Source organism: Streptomyces sp. NPDC050528 (genome assembly GCF_044457795.1).
Classification (GTDB): Bacteria; Actinomycetota; Actinomycetes; order Streptomycetales; family Streptomycetaceae; genus Streptomyces.
In genome coordinates this window covers 1395863-1413324 of record NZ_JBITHH010000001.1, presented here as the reverse complement: position 1 = coordinate 1413324, position 17462 = coordinate 1395863, and the positions used below count along the sequence as shown (strand labels likewise).

Below are 17462 nucleotides of genomic sequence, written 5' to 3'. Positions count from 1 at the left end.
TGCGCGAGATGCGCTGGTGGGACATCGACCCCGTGCTGGAACTGGAGAAGGACCTCTTCCCCGAGGACGCCTGGTCCCGGGGCATGTTCTGGTCCGAACTGGCGCATGCGCGGGGCGCCGAGGCGACCCGCCGGTACCTGGTGGCCGAGGTGGACGGTGCGGAGACCGAGAGCGGCGTACGGCTCGTCGGCTACGCCGGGCTCGCCACCACCGGTGACCAGGCCGACATCCAGACCATCGCCGTCGCCCGCGACCACTGGGGCACCGGCCTCGGTGGCACCCTGCTGACCGAACTCCTCACCGCGGCAAGCGAGTTCGAGTGCGCCGAGGTCATGCTGGAGTGCCGCGTCGACAACGTCCGCGCGCAGAAACTCTACGAGCGCTTCGGCTTCGCCCCGATCGGATTCCGGCGCGGCTACTACCAGCCGGGCAACGTCGACGCGCTGGTGATGCGCCTGACCACAGATCCTGACAGCAGCTCCGCTGCGGGCTCACCTTCCGTACAAGGAACCGAGATTCATGGCTGACTCACGCGACGAGCCGCTCGTCCTGGGCATCGAGACCTCCTGCGACGAGACCGGCGTCGGCATCGTCCGCGGCACGACCCTGCTGGCGGACGCGGTCGCGTCCAGCGTCGACGAGCACGCCCGTTTCGGCGGGGTCGTACCGGAGGTGGCGTCCCGCGCCCACCTGGAGGCGATGGTCCCGACGATCCAACGCGCGCTGAAGGACGCGGGCGTGAGCGCGCGGGACCTGGACGGCATCGCGGTCACGGCGGGCCCGGGCCTGGCAGGTGCGCTACTGGTAGGCGTCTCGGCGGCGAAGGCGTACGCCTACGTACTGGGCAAGCCCCTCTACGGCGTGAACCACCTCGCCTCCCACATCTGCGTGGACCAGCTGGAACACGGCCCGCTGCCGGAACCGACGATGGCGCTGCTGGTGTCCGGCGGTCACTCCTCCCTGTTGTTGTCCTCGGACATCACCTCGGACGTACGGCCGCTGGGCGCGACGATCGACGACGCGGCGGGCGAGGCCTTCGACAAGATCGCCCGCGTCCTGAACCTCGGCTTCCCGGGCGGCCCGGTCATCGACCGGTACGCGAAGGAGGGCGACCCTACGGCGATCACGTTCCCACGCGGCCTGACCGGGCCGCGCGACCCGGCGTACGACTTCTCCTTCTCCGGGCTGAAGACGTCCGTGGCCCGTTGGATCGAGGCGAAGCGGGCGGCGGGGGAGGAGGTGCCGGTGCGCGATGTGTCGGCGTCCTTCCAGGAGGCGGTCGTCGACGTCCTGACCCGCAAGGCCGTCCGGGCCTGCAAGGACGAGGGCGTCGACCACCTCATGATCGGCGGCGGTGTGGCGGCGAACTCCCGCCTGCGCGCCCTGGCGGCGGAACGCTGCGAGGCCGCCGGCATCCGCCTCCGCGTCCCGCGCCCCAAGCTCTGCACGGACAACGGCGCGATGGTCGCCGCACTGGGCGCGGAAATGGTGGCCCGCAACCGAGTCCCCTCGGACTGGGACCTGTCGGCGGACTCCTCCCTCCCGGTGACGGACCCCCACGTCCCCGGCCACTCCCACGACCACGACCACGTGCACGAGGTCAGCAAGGAGAACCTGTACTCGTGACGGTGGTCGCGTTGATGTGGGAGGCGAGGGCGGTCCCCGGGCGGGGCGCTGAACTGCTCGCCTGGGCACGGGACCAGCGACTTCCGACCGAGCCCTTGCGCCGGGAGTTTCTCCGCGCGCCCCAGGACCGGGTGCTCGTCATCACGTGGTGGGATGCGGAATACGAGGCCGAGTTGCCTGAACTGCCTGAGCCGGATGGGGAGTTGGTCATGCGGGCAGTGCATCGGTGGCGGTTCGAGTCGATGGGCGAACAGACGGCAGGCGAACAGACGGCGGGCGAATAACAAGAGTTTTGTTAAAGTGGGGTCATGGCTGAAGCTCCCGTGCCCGGTGAAGGCCCCGTCCGCCCGGTGTCCGTGTCGCTCCACGAGGGCACCATCGCCGCCCTCAAGGCGCGCACCGGCAAGCGAGGCATGTCCGCCTACGTCGAAGCGCTCATCCAGCGCCAGCTGGAGCGGGACCGGCTGCGGGAACTGATCGAGGACGCGGAGGCCGCGCACGGTCCGGTGGACCCGGCCGCGGTCGAGGCCAAGCGGGCTGTCCTGCGCGGTGGTTCGGCCGGCTCGGCCGACGTCGCGTGAGCGGCACGCTCGTCCTCGACTGCGAGGGCCTGTCCAAACTCGTCCGCCGCACTCCGGAACTCACCGAGTGGCTCGTCGCGGCCGAAGCAGAGGACATCCGCGTGGTCGTCAGCTCGGTGACCCTCGTCGAGGCCCGCGACCCCCGGACCCACCAGGCCCGCTTCGACCATGCCGTCTCGCGCGTCAACGTCGTCCCGCCCAGCGAGGCGATCGCCCGCCACGCGAGCAAGCTCCTCGCCGCAGCGGGTCTGCACGGGCACAAGTACGCACTTGACGCCATCGTCGCCGCGACGGCGCTCGCCTCCCCGGCACCCGTGACCGTGCTGACCTCGGACCCCGAGGACCTCCGGGACCTCTGCGGTGCCGGTGCCCACGTGATCAAGATCTGACCTGCGCCGGGGTCACTCGTCGGCCCGTACCTCCGTCTCGCACACCAGCCGTCGGTCGGTGCCGAGCACTCGTATCGGGCCCGTGAGATTCAGCCGGGTCGTATGCCGTACCTCCGCGCTGGAAACCCCCAACCTCAGCTCCAGCGCGCCCGGTTCGACCACCCGGCGTCCCGAGCGGTCCGTGAAGGCCGACAGGTCCGCGTGGAAGTGGAAGGTCAGCCTTGTCGACTCGCCGGGGGGCAACTCCAGTCGCTGGTAGGCGATCAGGCGGACGTCCGGGCGGGTTACCGAGGCGACCGGGTCGTGGAGGTACAGCTGGACCACCTCCGTGCCGGTGCGGGCGCCCGTGTTGCGGACGGTCAGTGTCAGGTCGTAGGAGCCGTCCGTGTCGATCTCCAACTCCCTCTCCAACTCCCTTGATTCGGCGGGCTCCCACGCGAACGTCGTGTACGAGCGGCCGTGACCGAAGGGGTACAGCGGGGTCGGGTCCAGGTTGCTTACCTCGTCGGCCAGGCCCAGTGGGGGTTGGAGGTACGTCCACGGTTGGCCGCCCGGCGCGTGCGGGACGCTCACCGGGAGGCGGCCCGACGGGTTGACGCGGCCCGACAGCACTCCCGCCACTGCCGGGCCGCCTTCCTCCCCAGGGAAGAACGCCTGGACCACCGCGCCCAGTTGGCCCTGCCAGCGGCCCAGCGCGTAGGGGCGGCCGGTCAGGAGGACCAGGACCACCGGGACGCCTGTTGATACGAGTGCGTCCAGCAAGTCGGCCTGAGCGCCTGGTAGTTGTAGGTCCGCCACATCGCAACCCTCGCCCGACGTGCCCCGTCCGAACAGGCCCGCGCGGTCGCCCAGTACCGCCACGCACACGTCCGCCTCCGACGCCCGCGCCACCGCCTCCTCGAAACCCGACGTGTCCGGGTCCGACACATCGCACCCCTCCGCGAACGTCACCTTGGCGTCCGGGAGTTCGGCCCGCAGCGACTCCAGCACCGTCGGGATCTCGATGCCCATCGGCACCTCGGGATGGTGCGTCCCCACGTGGGACGGGAAGGAGTAGCAGCCGAGCATCGCCAGTGCGTCCGCCGCCCTCGGGCCCACCACCGCGATACGAGCCTCTGGCGGGAGGGGCAGTACGCCGTCCGGGTTGTCCAGCAACACCACTGATTCTTCTGCCAGTTGGCGGGCCAGGGTCCTGTTCGCCGGTGAGTCCAGGTCGATCCGCTCGGTCGGCTCCGGGGTCCAGTCCTCGTCCAGCAGCCCCAACTCGGCCTTCTGCAACAGCACTCGACGCGCCGCCCGGTCCACCAGCGTCTCCGGGATCTCGCCCGCCCGCACCGCCTCCACCAACGGTTTCCCATAGCACTTCAGGGTCGGCAGCTCTACGTCGATGCCCGCCTCCAGCGCCGCGTGCGCGGCCTGTGCCGGGCTGCCCGCCACCCGGTGGAGCGTCTCCAGGAAGCCGATGCCGAAGTAGTCGGCGACGACCGTGCCGGTGAACTCCCAGTCGTCACGCAGGAGTTCGGTGAGCAGGCGCGGATCCGCCGACGCCGGGACGCCGTCCGTCTCGTTGTACGCCGCCATCACCGAGCGCGCCCCGCCCTCCCGCAGAGCCATCTCGAAGGGGGGAAGGGTGACGTCCGCGAACTCCCGCACCCCCGCCCGCACCGGCGCCAGATTCCGCGCCCCCACCGAGGACGCGTACCCGGCGAAGTGCTTCAGCGTCGCGACGACCCCGGCGGACTCCAGCCCCCGGACGTAAGCCGTACCGATGGTCCCCACCAGATACGGATCCTCGCCGATCGTCTCCTCCACCCGGCCCCACCGCGGATCCCGTACGACGTCCAGGACCGGGGCGAGACCCTGGTGGACGCCGGCCGAGCGCAGGTCCGCGCCGATGCGCCGGGCCATCTCCTCGACCAGCCCCGGGTCGAAGCTCGCGCCCCATGCCAACGGCACCGGATATGCCGTCGCACCCCACGCCGTGAAGCCCGCCAGGCACTCCTCGTGGGCGACCGCCGGGATGCCGAAACGCCCCGCCGCCGCGATCCGGCGCTGCGCGCGGGCCAGCGCCTGCGCGCCCAACTCCGGGTCCACCGGCGCCGTACCGAAGGAACGGGTGAGCTGGCCCAGGCCGTGGGTGATCAGCTCGTCCCAGTCGTAGTCCGAGGTCATCTCCCGCTGGAGCGGGGCGACTCCGTCGCCGTCCGTGGCGGCGCCCACCCACACGCCGTAGAGCTGGGCGGTCTTCTCCTCCAGGGTCATCCGGGCGAGCAGGTCGTCGACGCGGGCGGTGGCGGGCAGGGCGGGGTCGCGCCAGGGGGCGGTGGTCATGAAACTCCGTTCGGGAAAGGTGAGTTGGGGCGGCTCACTTGCCGCCCACGCCCATCAGGCCGCCGACCAGGGCGCGCCGGGCCACCAGGTACACGGCGAAGATCGGGATGCCGGACAGGACGACCGAGGCGAGCAGGGCCGGGATGTTCACGCCGAACTGGCTGACGTAGTTGAAGAGTCCGAGCGTGAGGACCCTGGGTCCGTCGGACTGGGTGAAGATCAGCGGGAAGATGAAGCCGTTCCAAGCCTGCAGCGCCGCGTAGATGACGACCGTGCTGATCCCGCCCTTGGTCATCGGGATCACCAGCTGGAACAGCATCCGGGTCGCCGACGCGCCGTCGAGCGCCATCGCCTCGTACAGGTCCTCCGAGATGTCCCGCAGCGTCCCGGTCAGGATCAGCACGGAGACGGGCATTGCGAAGGCTGCCGTAGGGAGGATGACCGCCAACAGGCTGTCGTAGAGGTTGAGTTTGGCGATCATCAGGTAGAGGGGGACCACGACTGCCTGTGCCGGGATCGCGACTCCCATCAGGAACAGCCGGAAGGCCGAGCTCGACCAGACGGAGCGCGTCCGTACGGCCACGTACGCCAGCGGGACGCACAGGACGAGCACGATGCCTACGACTGCCGCCGCCACGATCGCCGTGTTCGCGAGGAAGTGGCCGAAGCCGTTGTGCAGGACGGTGTTGTAGTTGGCGAAGGTCGGATCGGTGGGCGGCTTGAGGGCGTTGTTGCCCAGCGCCTTGTCCTGGCGGGTGAGGGACGCCGAGATCATCGCGTAGATCGGGATGATGACGACGGCGAGCCAGAGGAGGGAGCCGAGGCCGGCCAGGGGGTTGGGGCGCTTGCTCCAGTGCAGGCGTCGACGGGTGCGCGGAGGTTCCACCGGGTCCTCTGCCGTCTTCACCGGACGCGGCAACGTGTCGTGTGACACTCCGTCACATCCCTTCGCGGGTACTGCGCATGGCGCCGAAACCGGTGAGCCGGACCAGGACGAGGGAGAGCGCGGTGGCGATGACGACCAGGAAGGTCGCGATCGCGCTCGCGTAACCGAAGTCGTAGCTCTTGAAGCTGGCTTCGTACATCAGGTACGGCAGGATCGCCGTGTCCGTGCCGGGGCCGCCCTGGGTGAGGATCAGGACGGTCTCGAAGTAGGTGAGCGACCCGACGATCATCAGCACGCTGGAGGTCGTGGCCGTGTTGCGGAGTTGGGGCAACGTGATCGAGAAGAACTGCCGGTAGCGTCCGGCGCCGTCAATTGCCGCCGCCTGGTAGAGCACTTCGGGTATTTGCCGGGCCCCGCCCTGGTAGATGAGGGTGTGGAAGGGGATGAACTGCCAGCCCCCGACAAACACGATCGCGAGAAACGCACCGCTCGTGGAGCCCAGGGTGTCCTGGTGGATGATGCCGAAGTTCGGGTCGAGCAGCGCGTAGAACAGCAGGGCTATCGCCGTCGAGGACAGCAGGAACGGCACGAAGAAGATCGCGGAGAGGATCGCTCGGTTGCGCTGGCGGCCCGCTGCCCAGACACCGAGGAGGAGAGACACGACCGTCTGGAACACCCAGCTGGTCACGGTCAACAGGGCGGTAACGGTGAGGGATTGGGTGAGCCGATCGTCGTGCAGCAACTTGTCCCAGTTGGCGAGGCCGACCGGTTTCGGATCCCCGAGCCCGTTCCATTTGGTGAAGGAGAGATAGACGGCCAACACCATGGGCGCGACGGCGAAGAAGACGAAGAAGAGAACCCCGGGCACAGCCCAAACGCCGTGAGGTGCAGCGCCCCGATAGGGGCGCGGGGCTGTGTCATTTTGCGGCTCCGCCGCGGGGCGCGACAAGCCACGACGGGCCCGCAGTTGAACGACGGGCCCCTCCGCGGAGCGCTCGCTCACTTCAGCCCCTTCAACGCCGACACGAACTGCTCCGGCGAACTCTTCCCCACAAACAGTTTGTTGATCTCGGTCAACATCGGCGTGGACACATCCGGATCCACCGCCTGATCCCAGCTCAACGTGAACGCCGGCGCCTGCTGCACCATTTGGTACTGGAACTTCGCGAACTCGGGGTTGGGCGAGGAGTCCAGCAACTTCTCCGCGTTGGAGGTCGTCGGAATATCCCCGTTGGCGACAAGGTCCTTCGCGTACGCCTCCGACGCACAGTCCCGAAGGAACGCGATCGCCGCGTCCTTGTTACCCGTACGGGCGTTCACGGACCAGTAGTTGGTGGGGTTACCGACGACGTTACGGATATCCCCCGCACCCCCTTCGTACTTCGGGAAGGCGGCCCACCCCAGGTTGTTCTTCGCGAAGTCGGGAAACTTCCCGAGTTGCGTCGAGTACTCCCACGACCCCATCAGATGCATCGCCGCCTTGCCCTTGGCGAACACCGCGGGCGCCCCACCGTTGACGTACGACACGGAGCTGAACCCCTTGCCGAACGCCCCGTCGTCGATGAGCTGCTTGACCGTCTCGGCGGCCTTGAGGACGGCCGGGTCGCCCCAGCCGGACGCGTCACCGTTCTTGATCCGGTCGAACACGTCAGGCCCGCCGATCCGGTCGACCAGGTACTCCAGCCACATCAACTCGGGCCAGATGTCCGCACCGCCGAGCGCGAACGGCGTGATGTTCGCGGCCTTGAGCTTCTTGTTGATGTCGAGCAACTCGGCCCAGGTGGTGGGCGGTTGGAGCTTGTGCGCGGCGAAGACCGTCTTGTTGTAGAAGAGGATCACCGGCTGCATGCCACGCATCGGTATGCCGTAGTTCTTGCCCTTCAGCGCACCCGCCGCGAGCACCGACGGCAGGAAGCCGTTCTTGAGCACCGGGTCGGACTTGATGGTGTCGGTGAGGTCGACCAGCTGGTTCGCCTCCTGGTACGCCTTGATCGAACCGCCGCCCCAGTTGAAGAAGACGTCCGGCGCGTTCGGCGAGCCCATCGCCGTGCGCAGCTTGGCCGGGTAGTCCGTGCCCGGCACCTTCTCCAGCTTGATCTTGCCCTTGGCCTTCTTCGCCGCCGCCGACGCGTTGAACCGGGTGACGGCCTTGACCTGCACCTTCGCCGCGTCGTCGCCGTAGGTGAAGGCGGTGACCGTACTGCTGCTGCCGGTGCTGTCGCTGGAACCGCAGGCCGTGAGTCCGGTCGTGAGCAGGGTGGTGGCACCGGCGCCGAGCACCCAGCGCCTGCTGAACGTACGCCCGCCGTTGGACGTGTTGGGCTCCATGGACAGCACCTCTCGTGCGAATGTTTCGAGCCGTTCTACGAATGTTCCGGGAACGTAAGGCGCGCTGGGGGGTTCGTCAAGAGGTCGCGCAGGGATACGATCGCCGCCATGACAGCCCCGGATTCCGCCGAAACCCAGACAGCGGGTCGGCCGACGCAGACCGCCACGCTCGCCGAGATCGCCCGCGAGGCCGGAGTGTCGGCTCCGACTGTTTCGAAGGTCCTCAACGGCCGTGCCGACGTCGCCCCCGCGACCCGCACCCGCGTCGAGGAACTGCTCCGCGTCTACGGCTACCGGCGCCGCCGCGCCGAGGCGACCCGCTCCCCGCTGATCGACCTGGTCTTCCACGAGCTGGAGAGCGCCTGGGCGATGGAGGTCATCCGGGGCGTGGAGAACGTGGCGCGGGACTCCGGGCTGAGCGTGGTGCTGAGCGAGAGCGCGGGGCGGCTCACGCCCGGTCGGACCTGGGCCGACCAGGTCGCCGCGCGCCGACCGCACGGCGTGATCCTCGTCCTCTCCGGGCTCGACGAGTCCCAGCGGGCGCTGCTCACCAGCCGTTCCATCCCGTTCGTGGTGATGGACCCGGCCGGTGACCCGGGCGCGGATGTGCCGTCGATCGGTGCCACCAACTGGCAGGGCGGGCTTGCCGCCACCCGGCACCTGGTGGAGCTGGGGCACACCCGGATCGGCGCGATCAGCGGGCCGTCCCGGATGATGTGCAGCCGGGCGCGGGTGGACGGGTACCGGGCCGCGCTGGAGACGGCCGGGCTGCCGGTCGACCCCTCGCTGATCACCACCGGCGACTTCCACCACGAGGCCGGCTACCGGCTCGGGTTGCAGTTGCTGCGCCGTCCGGACCGGCCCACCGCCGTCTTCGCCGGCAACGACCTCCAGGCGCTCGGCCTGTACGAGGCCGCGCGCGAACTCGGGCTGCGCATCCCGGAGGACCTGAGTGTGGTCGGCTTCGACGATCTGCCGGTGGCGCGCTGGGTGGGGCCGCCGCTGACGACCGTACGACAGCCCCTGACCGAGATGGCCGAGGCGGCGGCGAAGCTGGTGCTCGACCTGGGGCGCGAGCAGGAGTCTTCGGCTGCGCGGCGGGTGGAGCTGGCGACCAGCCTGGTGGTGCGCAGTAGTACGGCGGCGCCGGCCCCGTTGGTTCCATAGCGTGCGCGGCCGGAAGGTGACGTGACCGTGGCGTGCGTGGCCGGAAGGTGACGTATTGACGAGTGGGGTGAGCCGCCCCACACTCCTCCGAAGCCAATCGGTTGCACAACCGAAACTTTCGGAGGCACCCGCATGAGATCTCTGAGAACCGGCTTGTCCCTGGCGGCCCTGTTCACCGGCGCCGTCCTGCTCTTCGCGGCACCCGCCGCACACGCCGCCGACACCCCGCTGCGCGACCTCGCCGCCGCGAAGGGCAAAGTCATCGGCACCGCGGTCACCGGCTCCAAGCTCACCGGCACGTACGGCGACATCGCCGGCGCCCAGTTCAGCTCGCTCACCCCCGGCAACGCCATGAAGTGGGGGACCGTGGAGCCGACGCAGGGCAGCTTCAACTGGGCGGAGGCGGACCAGATCGTCGCGTTCGCGCAGGCCCACAACCAGCAGGTGCGCGGCCACACCCTGGTCTGGCACAGCCAGAACCCGAGCTGGCTGACCAACGGCACCTGGACGTCGGCCCAGTTGAGCACCTTGCTCCAGAACCACATCAGTACCGAAGTCGGCCGTTACAAGGGGGAGATCACCGCCTGGGACGTGGTGAACGAACCCTTCAACGAGGACGGCACGTACCGCTCGACGCTCTGGTACAACGGCCTCGGCGCCAACTACATCGCGCAGGCGCTGACTTGGGCGCACGCGGCGGACCCGGCGGCCAAGCTGTACATCAACGACTACAACGTCGAGGGCGTCAACGCGAAGTCCACCGCCCTCTACAACCTGGTCAAGTCCCTGAAGGCGGCGGGCGTTCCGATCGACGGGGTCGGCCTCCAGGCCCACCTCATCCTCGGCCAGGTCCCGGCCACCCTCCAGCAGAACATCCAGCGCTTCGCCGACCTGGGCGTGGACGTGGCGATCACCGAGCTCGACGTACGGATGGCGCTCCCGGCCGACAGCACCAAACTCGCCCAGCAGAAGGCCGACTTCAAGAGCGTCATGGCCGCCTGCGTCGCCGTCACGCGCTGCGTGAACGTCACCGTCTGGGGCTTCACCGACTCCGACTCCTGGGTCGACAGCACGTTCCCGGGCTACGGGGCGGCGACACCGTACGACGCCAACTACGCGCCGAAACCGGCGTATTACGGCATCTCGGAAGCACTCGGCGGTACGACCACCACCCCACCGCCGACGAACGGGGCGTGCTCGGCGACGTACAGCGTGACGAGTCAGTGGAACGCCGGGTTCACCGGGCAGGTGACGATCGCGTGTTCCGGGGCCTCGCTGTCGTCCTGGAAGGCGAGTTGGGCGTACGGCGCGGGCCAGCAGATCACCCAAGCTTGGAACGCGACCTGCACCCAGTCGGGCACGGCGGTGAGTTGTGCCAACGCGAGCTACAACGGGACGGTCCCGGACGGCGGTTCGGTGACGTTCGGGTTCAACGCGTCCTGGAGCGGGAGCAACCCGGTGCCGGCAGTGACCCTGGGGTGAGGGAGACGGGGGAGGCGGAGGGGCCTCCGGAGGCGTGAAGCGGGGCTGAGAACCGTGAGATTTTCCGCAGAAAACCGTTCCGGGATGCCTCCCCTAACTTTCTCCTAATAATTCACACTTACGTTCCTCCCCGTGACGGACAAAGAGAACGTTGACGAGGACAGACGCGTGGGCCGGCGATCCAGAGTGCTGAAGATCGTCGGCCTCACCCTGGCAGGCGTCCTCGTCCTGGGTGTGGGCACGGCCGGCTGGGCCTACTGGCACCTCAACAGCAACATCAAGAGCGTCGACATCGACGGCGCGCTCGGCACCGACCGTCCCGCGAAGGCGGTGACCACACCCTCCGCAGCCGCGTCCGCGTCCGCCACCCCCGTGCCGACCGGCTCGCTGAACATCCTGGTCCTCGGCTCCGACTCACGCAGCGGCAAGGAGAACAAGGCGCTCGGCGGCGGCAGCAGCTCCGGCGCCCGTTCCGACACGGCGATGGTCGTCCACCTCGACGCGGGCCGGACGAAGGCCACGATCGTCAGCATCCCGCGCGACACCCTCGTCACGCGTCCGTCGTGCCCGCTGTCGTCCGGGGGTTCGACGTCCGTGGCGTACAACGCGATGTTCAACACCGCGTACTCGGTGGGCGGTCCGGTGTGCGCGGTCAAGACGGTCGAGTCGATCACAGGTGTCCGCATGGACCACTACATAGAGATCGACTTCGCGGGCTTCGCGAAGCTGGTGAACGCGCTGGGCGGCGTCACGGTCACCACGACGCAGGACATCAACGACGACGACAGCCACCTGCACCTCAAGAAGGGCACCCACCACCTCAACGGCAAGCAGGCCCTGGCCCTCGCCCGCACCCGGCACGGCATAGGCGACGGCAGCGACCTGGGCCGAATAGGCCTCCAACAGATGCTGGTGAAGGCCCTGTTGACCCAGATCTCCACCCACGACCTCCTCACCGACCCCACCAAGCTCTACGAGGTCACCGACGCGGTCACCGACAGCCTCACCACCGACACCGGCCTCGACTCCCTCAGCGAACTGATCAGCCTCGGCCAGAGCCTGAAGGGGTTGTCGGCGGACGCGGTGACCACGGTGACGATGCCGAACGTCACGGCGCCGTCGGATCCGAACCGGGTGGTGGCGAAGGAGCCGGCGGCGAGTGAGTTGTGGGAGTCGCTGCGCTGACCTGCGTAGACACGGAGGCGGAAAAAATCTTCGGGGAATTCCGGCGAGTGTGTCGATCCGCTCGCCCCTCGTTCGACGCATGGTTGAAAGGCCGGGAAGAGCCCGGTCGGACAACGTCAGAGAACGTCAGCGAACGACCCGAGGAGTCACCATGCCCCGCTACCTCTCCCTCGTGCAGATCGACGAGAAGACCGCCCCCGCCGAGGGCCCCAGCGCCGAGCTGATGCAGCGCATGGGCGAGCTGATCGAGGAGATCACCAAGGCCGGCGTCATGCTCGACACGGCCGGCCTCACCCCGACCGCGCAGGGCGCCCGCGTTCACTGGGAGGGCGGCAAGATCTCCGTGACCGACGGCCCGTTCACCGAGTCCAAGGAGGTCGTCGGCGGTTACGCGCTCATGCAGTGCAAGGACATGGCCGAGGCGATCGAGTGGACGAAGCGGTTCCTGAAGGTGCACGAGGAGTTCTGGACGGTGACGTGCGAGGTGCGGGAGATCGCGGAGGGCTGAGGGTTCCTTGGCTTGGGAGCACCAGAGGTGTTCGATGGTGGGTTGTGGAACCGGAAGCACAACCCACCGCCTCGCCCGTGACCGCTCTTGAGACCGTCTTCCGTATCGAGTCCCCGCGCATCATCGCCGCCGTCGCCCGCCTGGTCCGCGACGTGGGCATCGCCGAGGAACTCGCGCAGGACGCGCTGGTCGCCGCCCTGGAGCAGTGGCCGAGGGACGGTGTGCCCGACAACCCGGGCGCCTGGCTCATGGCCACCGCCAGGCACCGCGCCGTCGACCTCATCCGGCGCCGGGAGAACTACGCCCGCAAGCTCCAGGAGATCGGCCGCACCCTGGAGACGACGGCCCCGCCCGAGGAACCCTCGGCCCCCGACGACATCGACGACGACCTCCTGCGCCTGGTCTTCACGACCTGCCACCCGGTCCTGTCCCCGGAGGCCCGCACCGCCCTCACTCTGCGCCTCCTCGGCGGCCTGGCGACGCCCGAGATCGCCCGCGCCTTCCTCGCCCCCGAGCCGACGATCGCCCAGCGCATCGTCCGCGCCAAACGCACCCTGGCCACCAAGAACATCGCCTTCGAGGTCCCCTACGGCCCCGACCGCGAGGCCCGCCTCGGCTCGGTCCTGGACGTCATCTACCTGATCTTCAACGAGGGTTACGCGGCGACGGCGGGCGACGACTGGCTCCGCCCCAGCCTCTGCGAGGACGCCCTCCGCCTGGCCCGCCTCCTCGCCGCCCTGATGCCGAAGGAACCCGAAGTCCACGCCCTGGCCTCGCTGTTGGAGTTCCAGGCCTCCCGCTCCGCCGCCCGCACCGGCCCCGACGGCGACCCCGTCCTCCTCAAGGACCAGAACCGCCGCCGCTGGAACCGCCTCCTCATCGCCCGCGGCATCACCGCCCTCGGCCGCGCCGACGCCACGTCCACCGGCGCCCCCGGCCCCTACGCCCTCCAGGCCGCCATCGCCGCCTGCCACGCCCACGCGTACACCTACGACGAGACCGACTGGCCGACGATCGCGACCCTGTACGCCCTCCTCGCGACCCGATCCCCGTCCCCCGTCGTCGAGTTGAACCGCGCGGTGGCCGTCTCGATGGCGGAAGGCCCGGCCCCGGCACTGGAGATCGTCGACACCCTCGCCTCCGAACCCGCCCTGCGCGACTACCACTTGCTGCCGAGCGTCCGTGGCGACCTACTGCTCCGCCTGGGTCGTACGACGGAGGCGAGGGAGGAGTTCACCCGGGCGGCCGCCCTTGCCCGCAACGAACGCGAACGCCAACTGCTGCTGCGCCGGGCGGCGGAGGCGACCTAGAGGCGCCCTACACAGGCCGCCCGATCAACATCGCCGGCGCCCCCGCCACCCGAGTAAGAAACACCGTCGCCGAGTTGGGCCCCTGAGGCTTCACCTTCCGCCGCAGTTCCTCCGGCTCGACGGCCGACCCTCGCTTCTTCACGGTGAGGACGCCCACCTCCCGCTCCCGGAGCAGCGCCTTCAACTTCTTCACGCCGAAGGGGAGTTGGTCGGTGATCTCGTAGGCGGAGGCGTACGCGGTGGGCCGTAGCTCATCGGCGGTCACATACGCGATGGTCTCGTCGACGAGCCCGCCCCCGACCTCCTCCGCGACCTCGGCGACGAGGTGGGCGCGGATGACGGCGCCGTCGGGCTCGTACAAGTACCGCCCCACGGGACGGACTTCGGGGTCGGGCAGTCCGCGTCCGTGCAGAACTCGCGGGCCGGGGAGGAGGGTTGCCCGTACTGCGCCCGGCCGCACCCCCGCCCCGAACCACAGCACCGCCTCCTTCACGTCACCCCCGTCCGAGATCCACTCCGCTTCGGCCGCCGCCGGGATCGCCTCGTGCGGTACCCCGGGTGCGATCTTCAGCGCGGCGAGCGGGGCGGTCGTAGCGGCGCCGATGGCCCAGGACAGTGGCGGGGAGTACGCCTCGGGGTCGAAGATGCGGCCGCGGCCGCCGCGTCGGGCGGGGTCGACGAACACGGCGTCGTACGTGGACGTGTCGACGTCCGTCACGTCCGCTTCCCGTACCTCGATCAGGTCGGCCAGGTCCAGGGCCTCGGCGTTGGCGCGGGCGACGGCGACCGTCAGCGGGTCGCGGTCCACGGCCAGGACGCGTACCCCCGCCCGGGCCAGCGCGATCGCGTCGCCGCCGATGCCGCAGCAGAGGTCGGCGACGGAGGTCGCGCCGAGGGCCAGGAGGCGGCCGGCGCGGTAGGTGGCGACGGTGGACCGGGTGGACTGTTCGAAGCCGTTCGGGGTGAAGAACATCCGGTCGGCGTCCTCGGGGGTGAACTTCGCCGCTGCTGCCCGTTGACGTAGCCGCGCTTGGCCGAGGGCCGCCGAGACCAGGTCGGCGGGGTGGTCGCGGCGCAGCCGGGTGGCGACGGCGAGTTCCTTGGCCGGGTCGGTGCCGCGGACCTCGTCGAGGAGGGCGCGGCCCTCCGGGGTGAGCAGGGCGGCGAAGGCGAGTACGGGGTCGTTCACCGGGACATTGTGGGCCAGTCGGTGGACGGTGTGCCTCCGGTGGCGGAGTCGCGGCGGTGTCGGCGCGGGATCGGGGCCGGGGGCTGAAAAGATCCGACCCCATGCGAGTAGTCGTACAAAATGACATCAATCAGGCGTGTGGGGACCGGGCGCACGCGAATCCGCGCCGGAGGGCGGGCGCCCGTGGCGTGCTCGCCGCCCTCGCGCTCGCCGCTCTCGTCTCCGGGTGCGGCGCGTCCGGCTCGGGCGCGGGCGTCCATCCGGCGCAGGGCGCGCAGCCGTTGCACGCGCCCCCGGCCCGCGCGCTGGACTCCTACGCGAGCAAGTTGCGCGCCGCGTACGCCGCGCGGGTTGCCGCGGCCAAGCGCTGGGGGCTGGCGAAGGTGCCGCTCACGGCGCCGCCGGCGCCCGCGCACAAGCCGGAGATCACCGCGCGCAAGGGCTTCGAGGTGGACGACCAGGAGGAGCTGAACCTCCCGCCGGTCTTCACCACCATCCCGACGAAACAGAAGATCGTGTTTCTCACCATCGACGACGGTGAGAACAAGGACCCCGCGTTCCTGCGGATGATGAGCGACCTGAAGATCCCGTACACCGCCTTCCTCAGCAACTACCTGGTGAAGGACGACTACGGCTACTTCCGGAAGATGCAGGCGCAGGGGCACACGATCAACAACCACACCCTCACGCACCCGTATCTGCCGGGGCTGTCCTACTCCGAGCAGCGGCACGAGATCTGCGGGATGCAGGACATCATGAAGAAGCAGTTCGGCAAGGCCCCGACCGTCTTCCGGCCGCCGTACGGGAACTACAACCACGACACCCTCGTCGCCGCGAAGTCCTGTGGCATCAAGTACGCCCCGATCTGGGACGAGGAGGTGTTCGTCGACCACTGGGAGTACCGCGAGGACGACCGGTCCCTGCACCCCGGTGACATCGTCCTGACGCACTTCCGGGGTCGTGAGGACTGGAAGGGCACGATGGTTGACGACATGCGCCGCTTCCTGGGCAAGGTCACGGCGGAGGGCTACGCGGTGGCCCGCCTGGAGGACTACCTGTGAGGTTCGCGACCCTGCGGACGCCGGTGGCCGTCGCGTTGGCGGCCACCCTCCTCACCGGTTGCGCGCAGTCCGTCGACCCCATCGAACGGCTCGGCAAGAAGGCCGCCCAACGCGTCCACCCCCACGGCCCGACCCGCGAACAGCCGTACCGCCACTGGGGTTTGACGGCCCCACTGGCCCCCGCCCCGAAACCGTCCCCGCACCCCGCCGCCCGCTCGGCGGGCCCGGGCCTTCCGCCCGTCGTGGACCATGTCCGCACCCGGGACAAGGTCGTGTTCCTGACCTACGACCACGACGCGGGCGCGCGGCCGGCCCCGGGCTTCGCCGACATGGTCCGCGAACTGCGCCTGCCCGTCACCGAGTTCGGCACCACCCAGGACCGCCGCCCCGTCACGGGCCTGCCCTACGACGCCCAGCGCACCGAGATCTGCGGCCGCCGGACCCGGCTGCTGCGGCCCCCCTACGGCACGTACGACACGACGACCCGCCGTGCCGCGGCCGACTGCGGCATCTCCGCACTGGTTCTGTGGCGGGCCGCCACGACCACCGGAACGCTCACCTACACGCGCGGCGACCATCACCTGGCCCCGGGCGACATCGTCCGCATCGCCCCGACCGACACGACGGCCAGACTGTTGCGCGGCATCCAGGAGCAGGGCCTGACGGTGGGCCGCCTGGAGGACTACCTGTAGCGCGCGCCGGGAGTGTCGGAGGCCCCGGATAACCTGCCGCGCACGGCGAACAGCGGTGAGCGGAAAGGGCCTTGCGGTGGGTGGCAGCCAGTGGACCTCGACGGGGTCGTACCAGAAGGATCTCGAGTCGGCGTTCCGGCAGGCGCAGGAACAGGAACTGGCCATGGACGACCACGGGTTCCCGGGTCGGGACATCGTCGATCTGTGGGAGGACGACGGCTGGCGGGAGTACATCCTGACGGGCGGCACGTCCTCCGTGCTCGACTTCTACGACCTCGTCGACGCCGGGTCCGGGGACGACTTCGCCATGATGCGGCCACTGACCGAGGACGAGGTGCGCGACTGGGCGCCGGACGGCAGACCCACCCGCGAGCAATGGGTCGCGGCCCTGCGCACCTGGGTTCTGTCCTTCCCGGGCCGTGGGAGCGGTCGCTGCACGATCCTCTATCGCGAGGGCGAGCCGGCCGAGATCGGCTACTGGGGATGCACGGCGGACTAGCGCGGGAAGAGTTCGGTGCCGGTCGGCACACTTCAGCCCGTCCGGCGTTTGAGGACGAGGCCGTCCAGGCCGATAGCGGGGGTCTCGGGGCGCAGCCCCCAGGGGCGGCGGCAACCAAGCACAGGCCCGCCGGACAGCTCAGGGCGACGGGGAAATTCCGCTCAAGCGCCGCGGGCATTGGCACTCCGCTTGACCGAGTGCTAATCGCAGTCATAGTCTCAGACCTGG

At 69.6% G+C, this 17462-nt stretch carries 18 protein-coding genes; 13 read left to right on the top strand and 5 right to left on the bottom strand.

The window, feature by feature from the left end:
• Positions 1-8: 8 nt before the first annotated feature.
• From rimI to ACIBK4_RS06495, 5 genes are read left to right on the top strand one after another with little or no spacing between them, the layout of a single operon-like run.
• Positions 9-527 (top strand): ribosomal protein S18-alanine N-acetyltransferase, encoded by a 519-nt coding sequence (gene rimI, locus ACIBK4_RS06515; RefSeq protein WP_398992992.1) that lies wholly within the window; start codon positions 9-11, stop codon positions 525-527.
• Positions 520-1626, top strand: coding sequence for a tRNA (adenosine(37)-N6)-threonylcarbamoyltransferase complex transferase subunit TsaD (gene tsaD / locus ACIBK4_RS06510; RefSeq protein ID WP_398992665.1), 1107 nt, complete (start codon positions 520-522; stop codon positions 1624-1626). The genes rimI and tsaD overlap by 8 nt, the downstream gene beginning before the upstream one ends.
• A gap of 14 nt (positions 1627-1640) precedes the next feature.
• Positions 1641-1910, top strand: a complete 270-nt coding sequence (locus ACIBK4_RS06505; protein WP_398992990.1) for a hypothetical protein — start codon at positions 1641-1643, stop codon at positions 1908-1910.
• Positions 1911-1934: 24 nt separating this feature from the next.
• On the top strand, positions 1935-2207 hold the full coding sequence (locus ACIBK4_RS06500) for a hypothetical protein (protein WP_398992663.1): 273 nt from the start codon (positions 1935-1937) through the stop codon (positions 2205-2207).
• Positions 2204-2596: a type II toxin-antitoxin system VapC family toxin gene (locus tag ACIBK4_RS06495; RefSeq protein ID WP_398992661.1), complete on the top strand. Its 393-nt coding sequence runs from the start codon at positions 2204-2206 to the stop codon at positions 2594-2596. Before ACIBK4_RS06500 ends, ACIBK4_RS06495 begins: the two co-directional genes overlap by 4 nt.
• A 12-nt stretch (positions 2597-2608) precedes the next feature.
• Here the strand turns inward: ACIBK4_RS06495 and ACIBK4_RS06490 are convergent, their stop codons facing one another.
• The 4 genes from ACIBK4_RS06490 to ACIBK4_RS06475 all read right to left on the bottom strand — a co-directional run bounded on the left by ACIBK4_RS06490 (position 2609) and on the right by ACIBK4_RS06475 (position 8141).
• A complete protein-coding gene (locus ACIBK4_RS06490; RefSeq protein WP_398992659.1) occupies positions 2609-4927 on the bottom strand; it encodes a glycoside hydrolase family 3 N-terminal domain-containing protein in 2319 nt (772 codons plus the stop codon).
• A gap of 34 nt (positions 4928-4961) precedes the next feature.
• Positions 4962-5834, bottom strand: a complete 873-nt coding sequence (locus ACIBK4_RS06485) for a carbohydrate ABC transporter permease (protein ID WP_398992657.1) — start codon at positions 5832-5834, stop codon at positions 4962-4964.
• Positions 5835-5865: 31 nt separating this feature from the next.
• The gene (locus tag ACIBK4_RS06480) at positions 5866-6681 is read right to left on the bottom strand and encodes a carbohydrate ABC transporter permease (protein WP_398992655.1); all 816 of its coding nucleotides are present in this window, start codon (positions 6679-6681) and stop codon (positions 5866-5868) included.
• A 131-nt stretch (positions 6682-6812) separates the two neighbouring features.
• Complete coding sequence (locus ACIBK4_RS06475; protein WP_398992653.1) at positions 6813-8141, bottom strand: ABC transporter substrate-binding protein; 1329 nt, start codon at positions 8139-8141, stop codon at positions 6813-6815.
• 108 nt (positions 8142-8249) lie between these two features.
• Here ACIBK4_RS06475 and ACIBK4_RS06470 point away from each other — a divergent pair, with 108 nt between their 5' ends.
• From ACIBK4_RS06470 to ACIBK4_RS06450, 5 genes are all read left to right on the top strand, one after another.
• Positions 8250-9308 (top strand): LacI family DNA-binding transcriptional regulator, encoded by a 1059-nt coding sequence (locus ACIBK4_RS06470; RefSeq protein WP_398992651.1) that lies wholly within the window; start codon positions 8250-8252, stop codon positions 9306-9308.
• 132 nt (positions 9309-9440) lie between these two features.
• Entirely contained in the window at positions 9441-10790 is a 1350-nt protein-coding gene (locus ACIBK4_RS06465; protein ID WP_398992649.1) for an endo-1,4-beta-xylanase, read from the top strand.
• 132 nt (positions 10791-10922) lie between these two features.
• Positions 10923-11975: an LCP family protein gene (locus ACIBK4_RS06460; protein ID WP_398992647.1), complete on the top strand. Its 1053-nt coding sequence runs from the start codon at positions 10923-10925 to the stop codon at positions 11973-11975.
• A gap of 151 nt (positions 11976-12126) precedes the next feature.
• Positions 12127-12483, top strand: a complete 357-nt coding sequence (locus tag ACIBK4_RS06455; RefSeq protein WP_019055574.1) for a YciI family protein — start codon at positions 12127-12129, stop codon at positions 12481-12483.
• A gap of 44 nt (positions 12484-12527) precedes the next feature.
• On the top strand, positions 12528-13793 hold the full coding sequence (locus tag ACIBK4_RS06450) for an RNA polymerase sigma factor (RefSeq protein ID WP_398992644.1): 1266 nt from the start codon (positions 12528-12530) through the stop codon (positions 13791-13793).
• A gap of 7 nt (positions 13794-13800) precedes the next feature.
• Here the strand turns inward: ACIBK4_RS06450 and ACIBK4_RS06445 are convergent, their stop codons facing one another.
• A complete protein-coding gene (locus ACIBK4_RS06445) occupies positions 13801-14982 on the bottom strand; it encodes a methyltransferase domain-containing protein (protein WP_398992641.1) in 1182 nt (393 codons plus the stop codon).
• Positions 14983-15083: 101 nt separating this feature from the next.
• Between ACIBK4_RS06445 and ACIBK4_RS06440 the strand changes: the two genes are divergently transcribed.
• From ACIBK4_RS06440 to ACIBK4_RS06430, 3 genes are all read left to right on the top strand, one after another.
• Positions 15084-16043 (top strand): polysaccharide deacetylase family protein, encoded by a 960-nt coding sequence (locus ACIBK4_RS06440; protein ID WP_398992639.1) that lies wholly within the window; start codon positions 15084-15086, stop codon positions 16041-16043.
• Complete coding sequence (locus tag ACIBK4_RS06435; protein ID WP_398992637.1) at positions 16040-16735, top strand: polysaccharide deacetylase family protein; 696 nt, start codon at positions 16040-16042, stop codon at positions 16733-16735. The genes ACIBK4_RS06440 and ACIBK4_RS06435 overlap by 4 nt, the downstream gene beginning before the upstream one ends.
• 76 nt (positions 16736-16811) lie before the next feature.
• Complete coding sequence (locus ACIBK4_RS06430; RefSeq protein ID WP_398992635.1) at positions 16812-17234, top strand: hypothetical protein; 423 nt, start codon at positions 16812-16814, stop codon at positions 17232-17234.
• Positions 17235-17462 lie beyond the last annotated feature (228 nt).

What these genes read in the sequence shown, in the direction of transcription:
- rimI (WP_398992992.1), top strand. Translation starts at nt 9, where the DNA reads ATGCGCTGGTGGGACATCGACCCCGTGCTGGAACTGGAGAAGGACCTC.
- tsaD (WP_398992665.1), top strand. Translation starts at nt 520, where the DNA reads ATGGCTGACTCACGCGACGAGCCGCTCGTCCTGGGCATCGAGACCTCC.
- ACIBK4_RS06505 (WP_398992990.1), top strand. Translation starts at nt 1,641, where the DNA reads ATGTGGGAGGCGAGGGCGGTCCCCGGGCGGGGCGCTGAACTGCTCGCC.
- ACIBK4_RS06500 (WP_398992663.1), top strand. Translation starts at nt 1,935, where the DNA reads ATGGCTGAAGCTCCCGTGCCCGGTGAAGGCCCCGTCCGCCCGGTGTCC.
- ACIBK4_RS06490 (WP_398992659.1), bottom strand. Translation starts at nt 4,927, where the DNA reads ATGACCACCGCCCCCTGGCGCGACCCCGCCCTGCCCGCCACCGCCCGC.
- ACIBK4_RS06475 (WP_398992653.1), bottom strand. Translation starts at nt 8,141, where the DNA reads ATGGAGCCCAACACGTCCAACGGCGGGCGTACGTTCAGCAGGCGCTGG.
- ACIBK4_RS06470 (WP_398992651.1), top strand. Translation starts at nt 8,250, where the DNA reads ATGACAGCCCCGGATTCCGCCGAAACCCAGACAGCGGGTCGGCCGACG.
- ACIBK4_RS06465 (WP_398992649.1), top strand. Translation starts at nt 9,441, where the DNA reads ATGAGATCTCTGAGAACCGGCTTGTCCCTGGCGGCCCTGTTCACCGGC.
- ACIBK4_RS06455 (WP_019055574.1), top strand. Translation starts at nt 12,127, where the DNA reads ATGCCCCGCTACCTCTCCCTCGTGCAGATCGACGAGAAGACCGCCCCC.
- ACIBK4_RS06440 (WP_398992639.1), top strand. Translation starts at nt 15,084, where the DNA reads ATGCGAGTAGTCGTACAAAATGACATCAATCAGGCGTGTGGGGACCGG.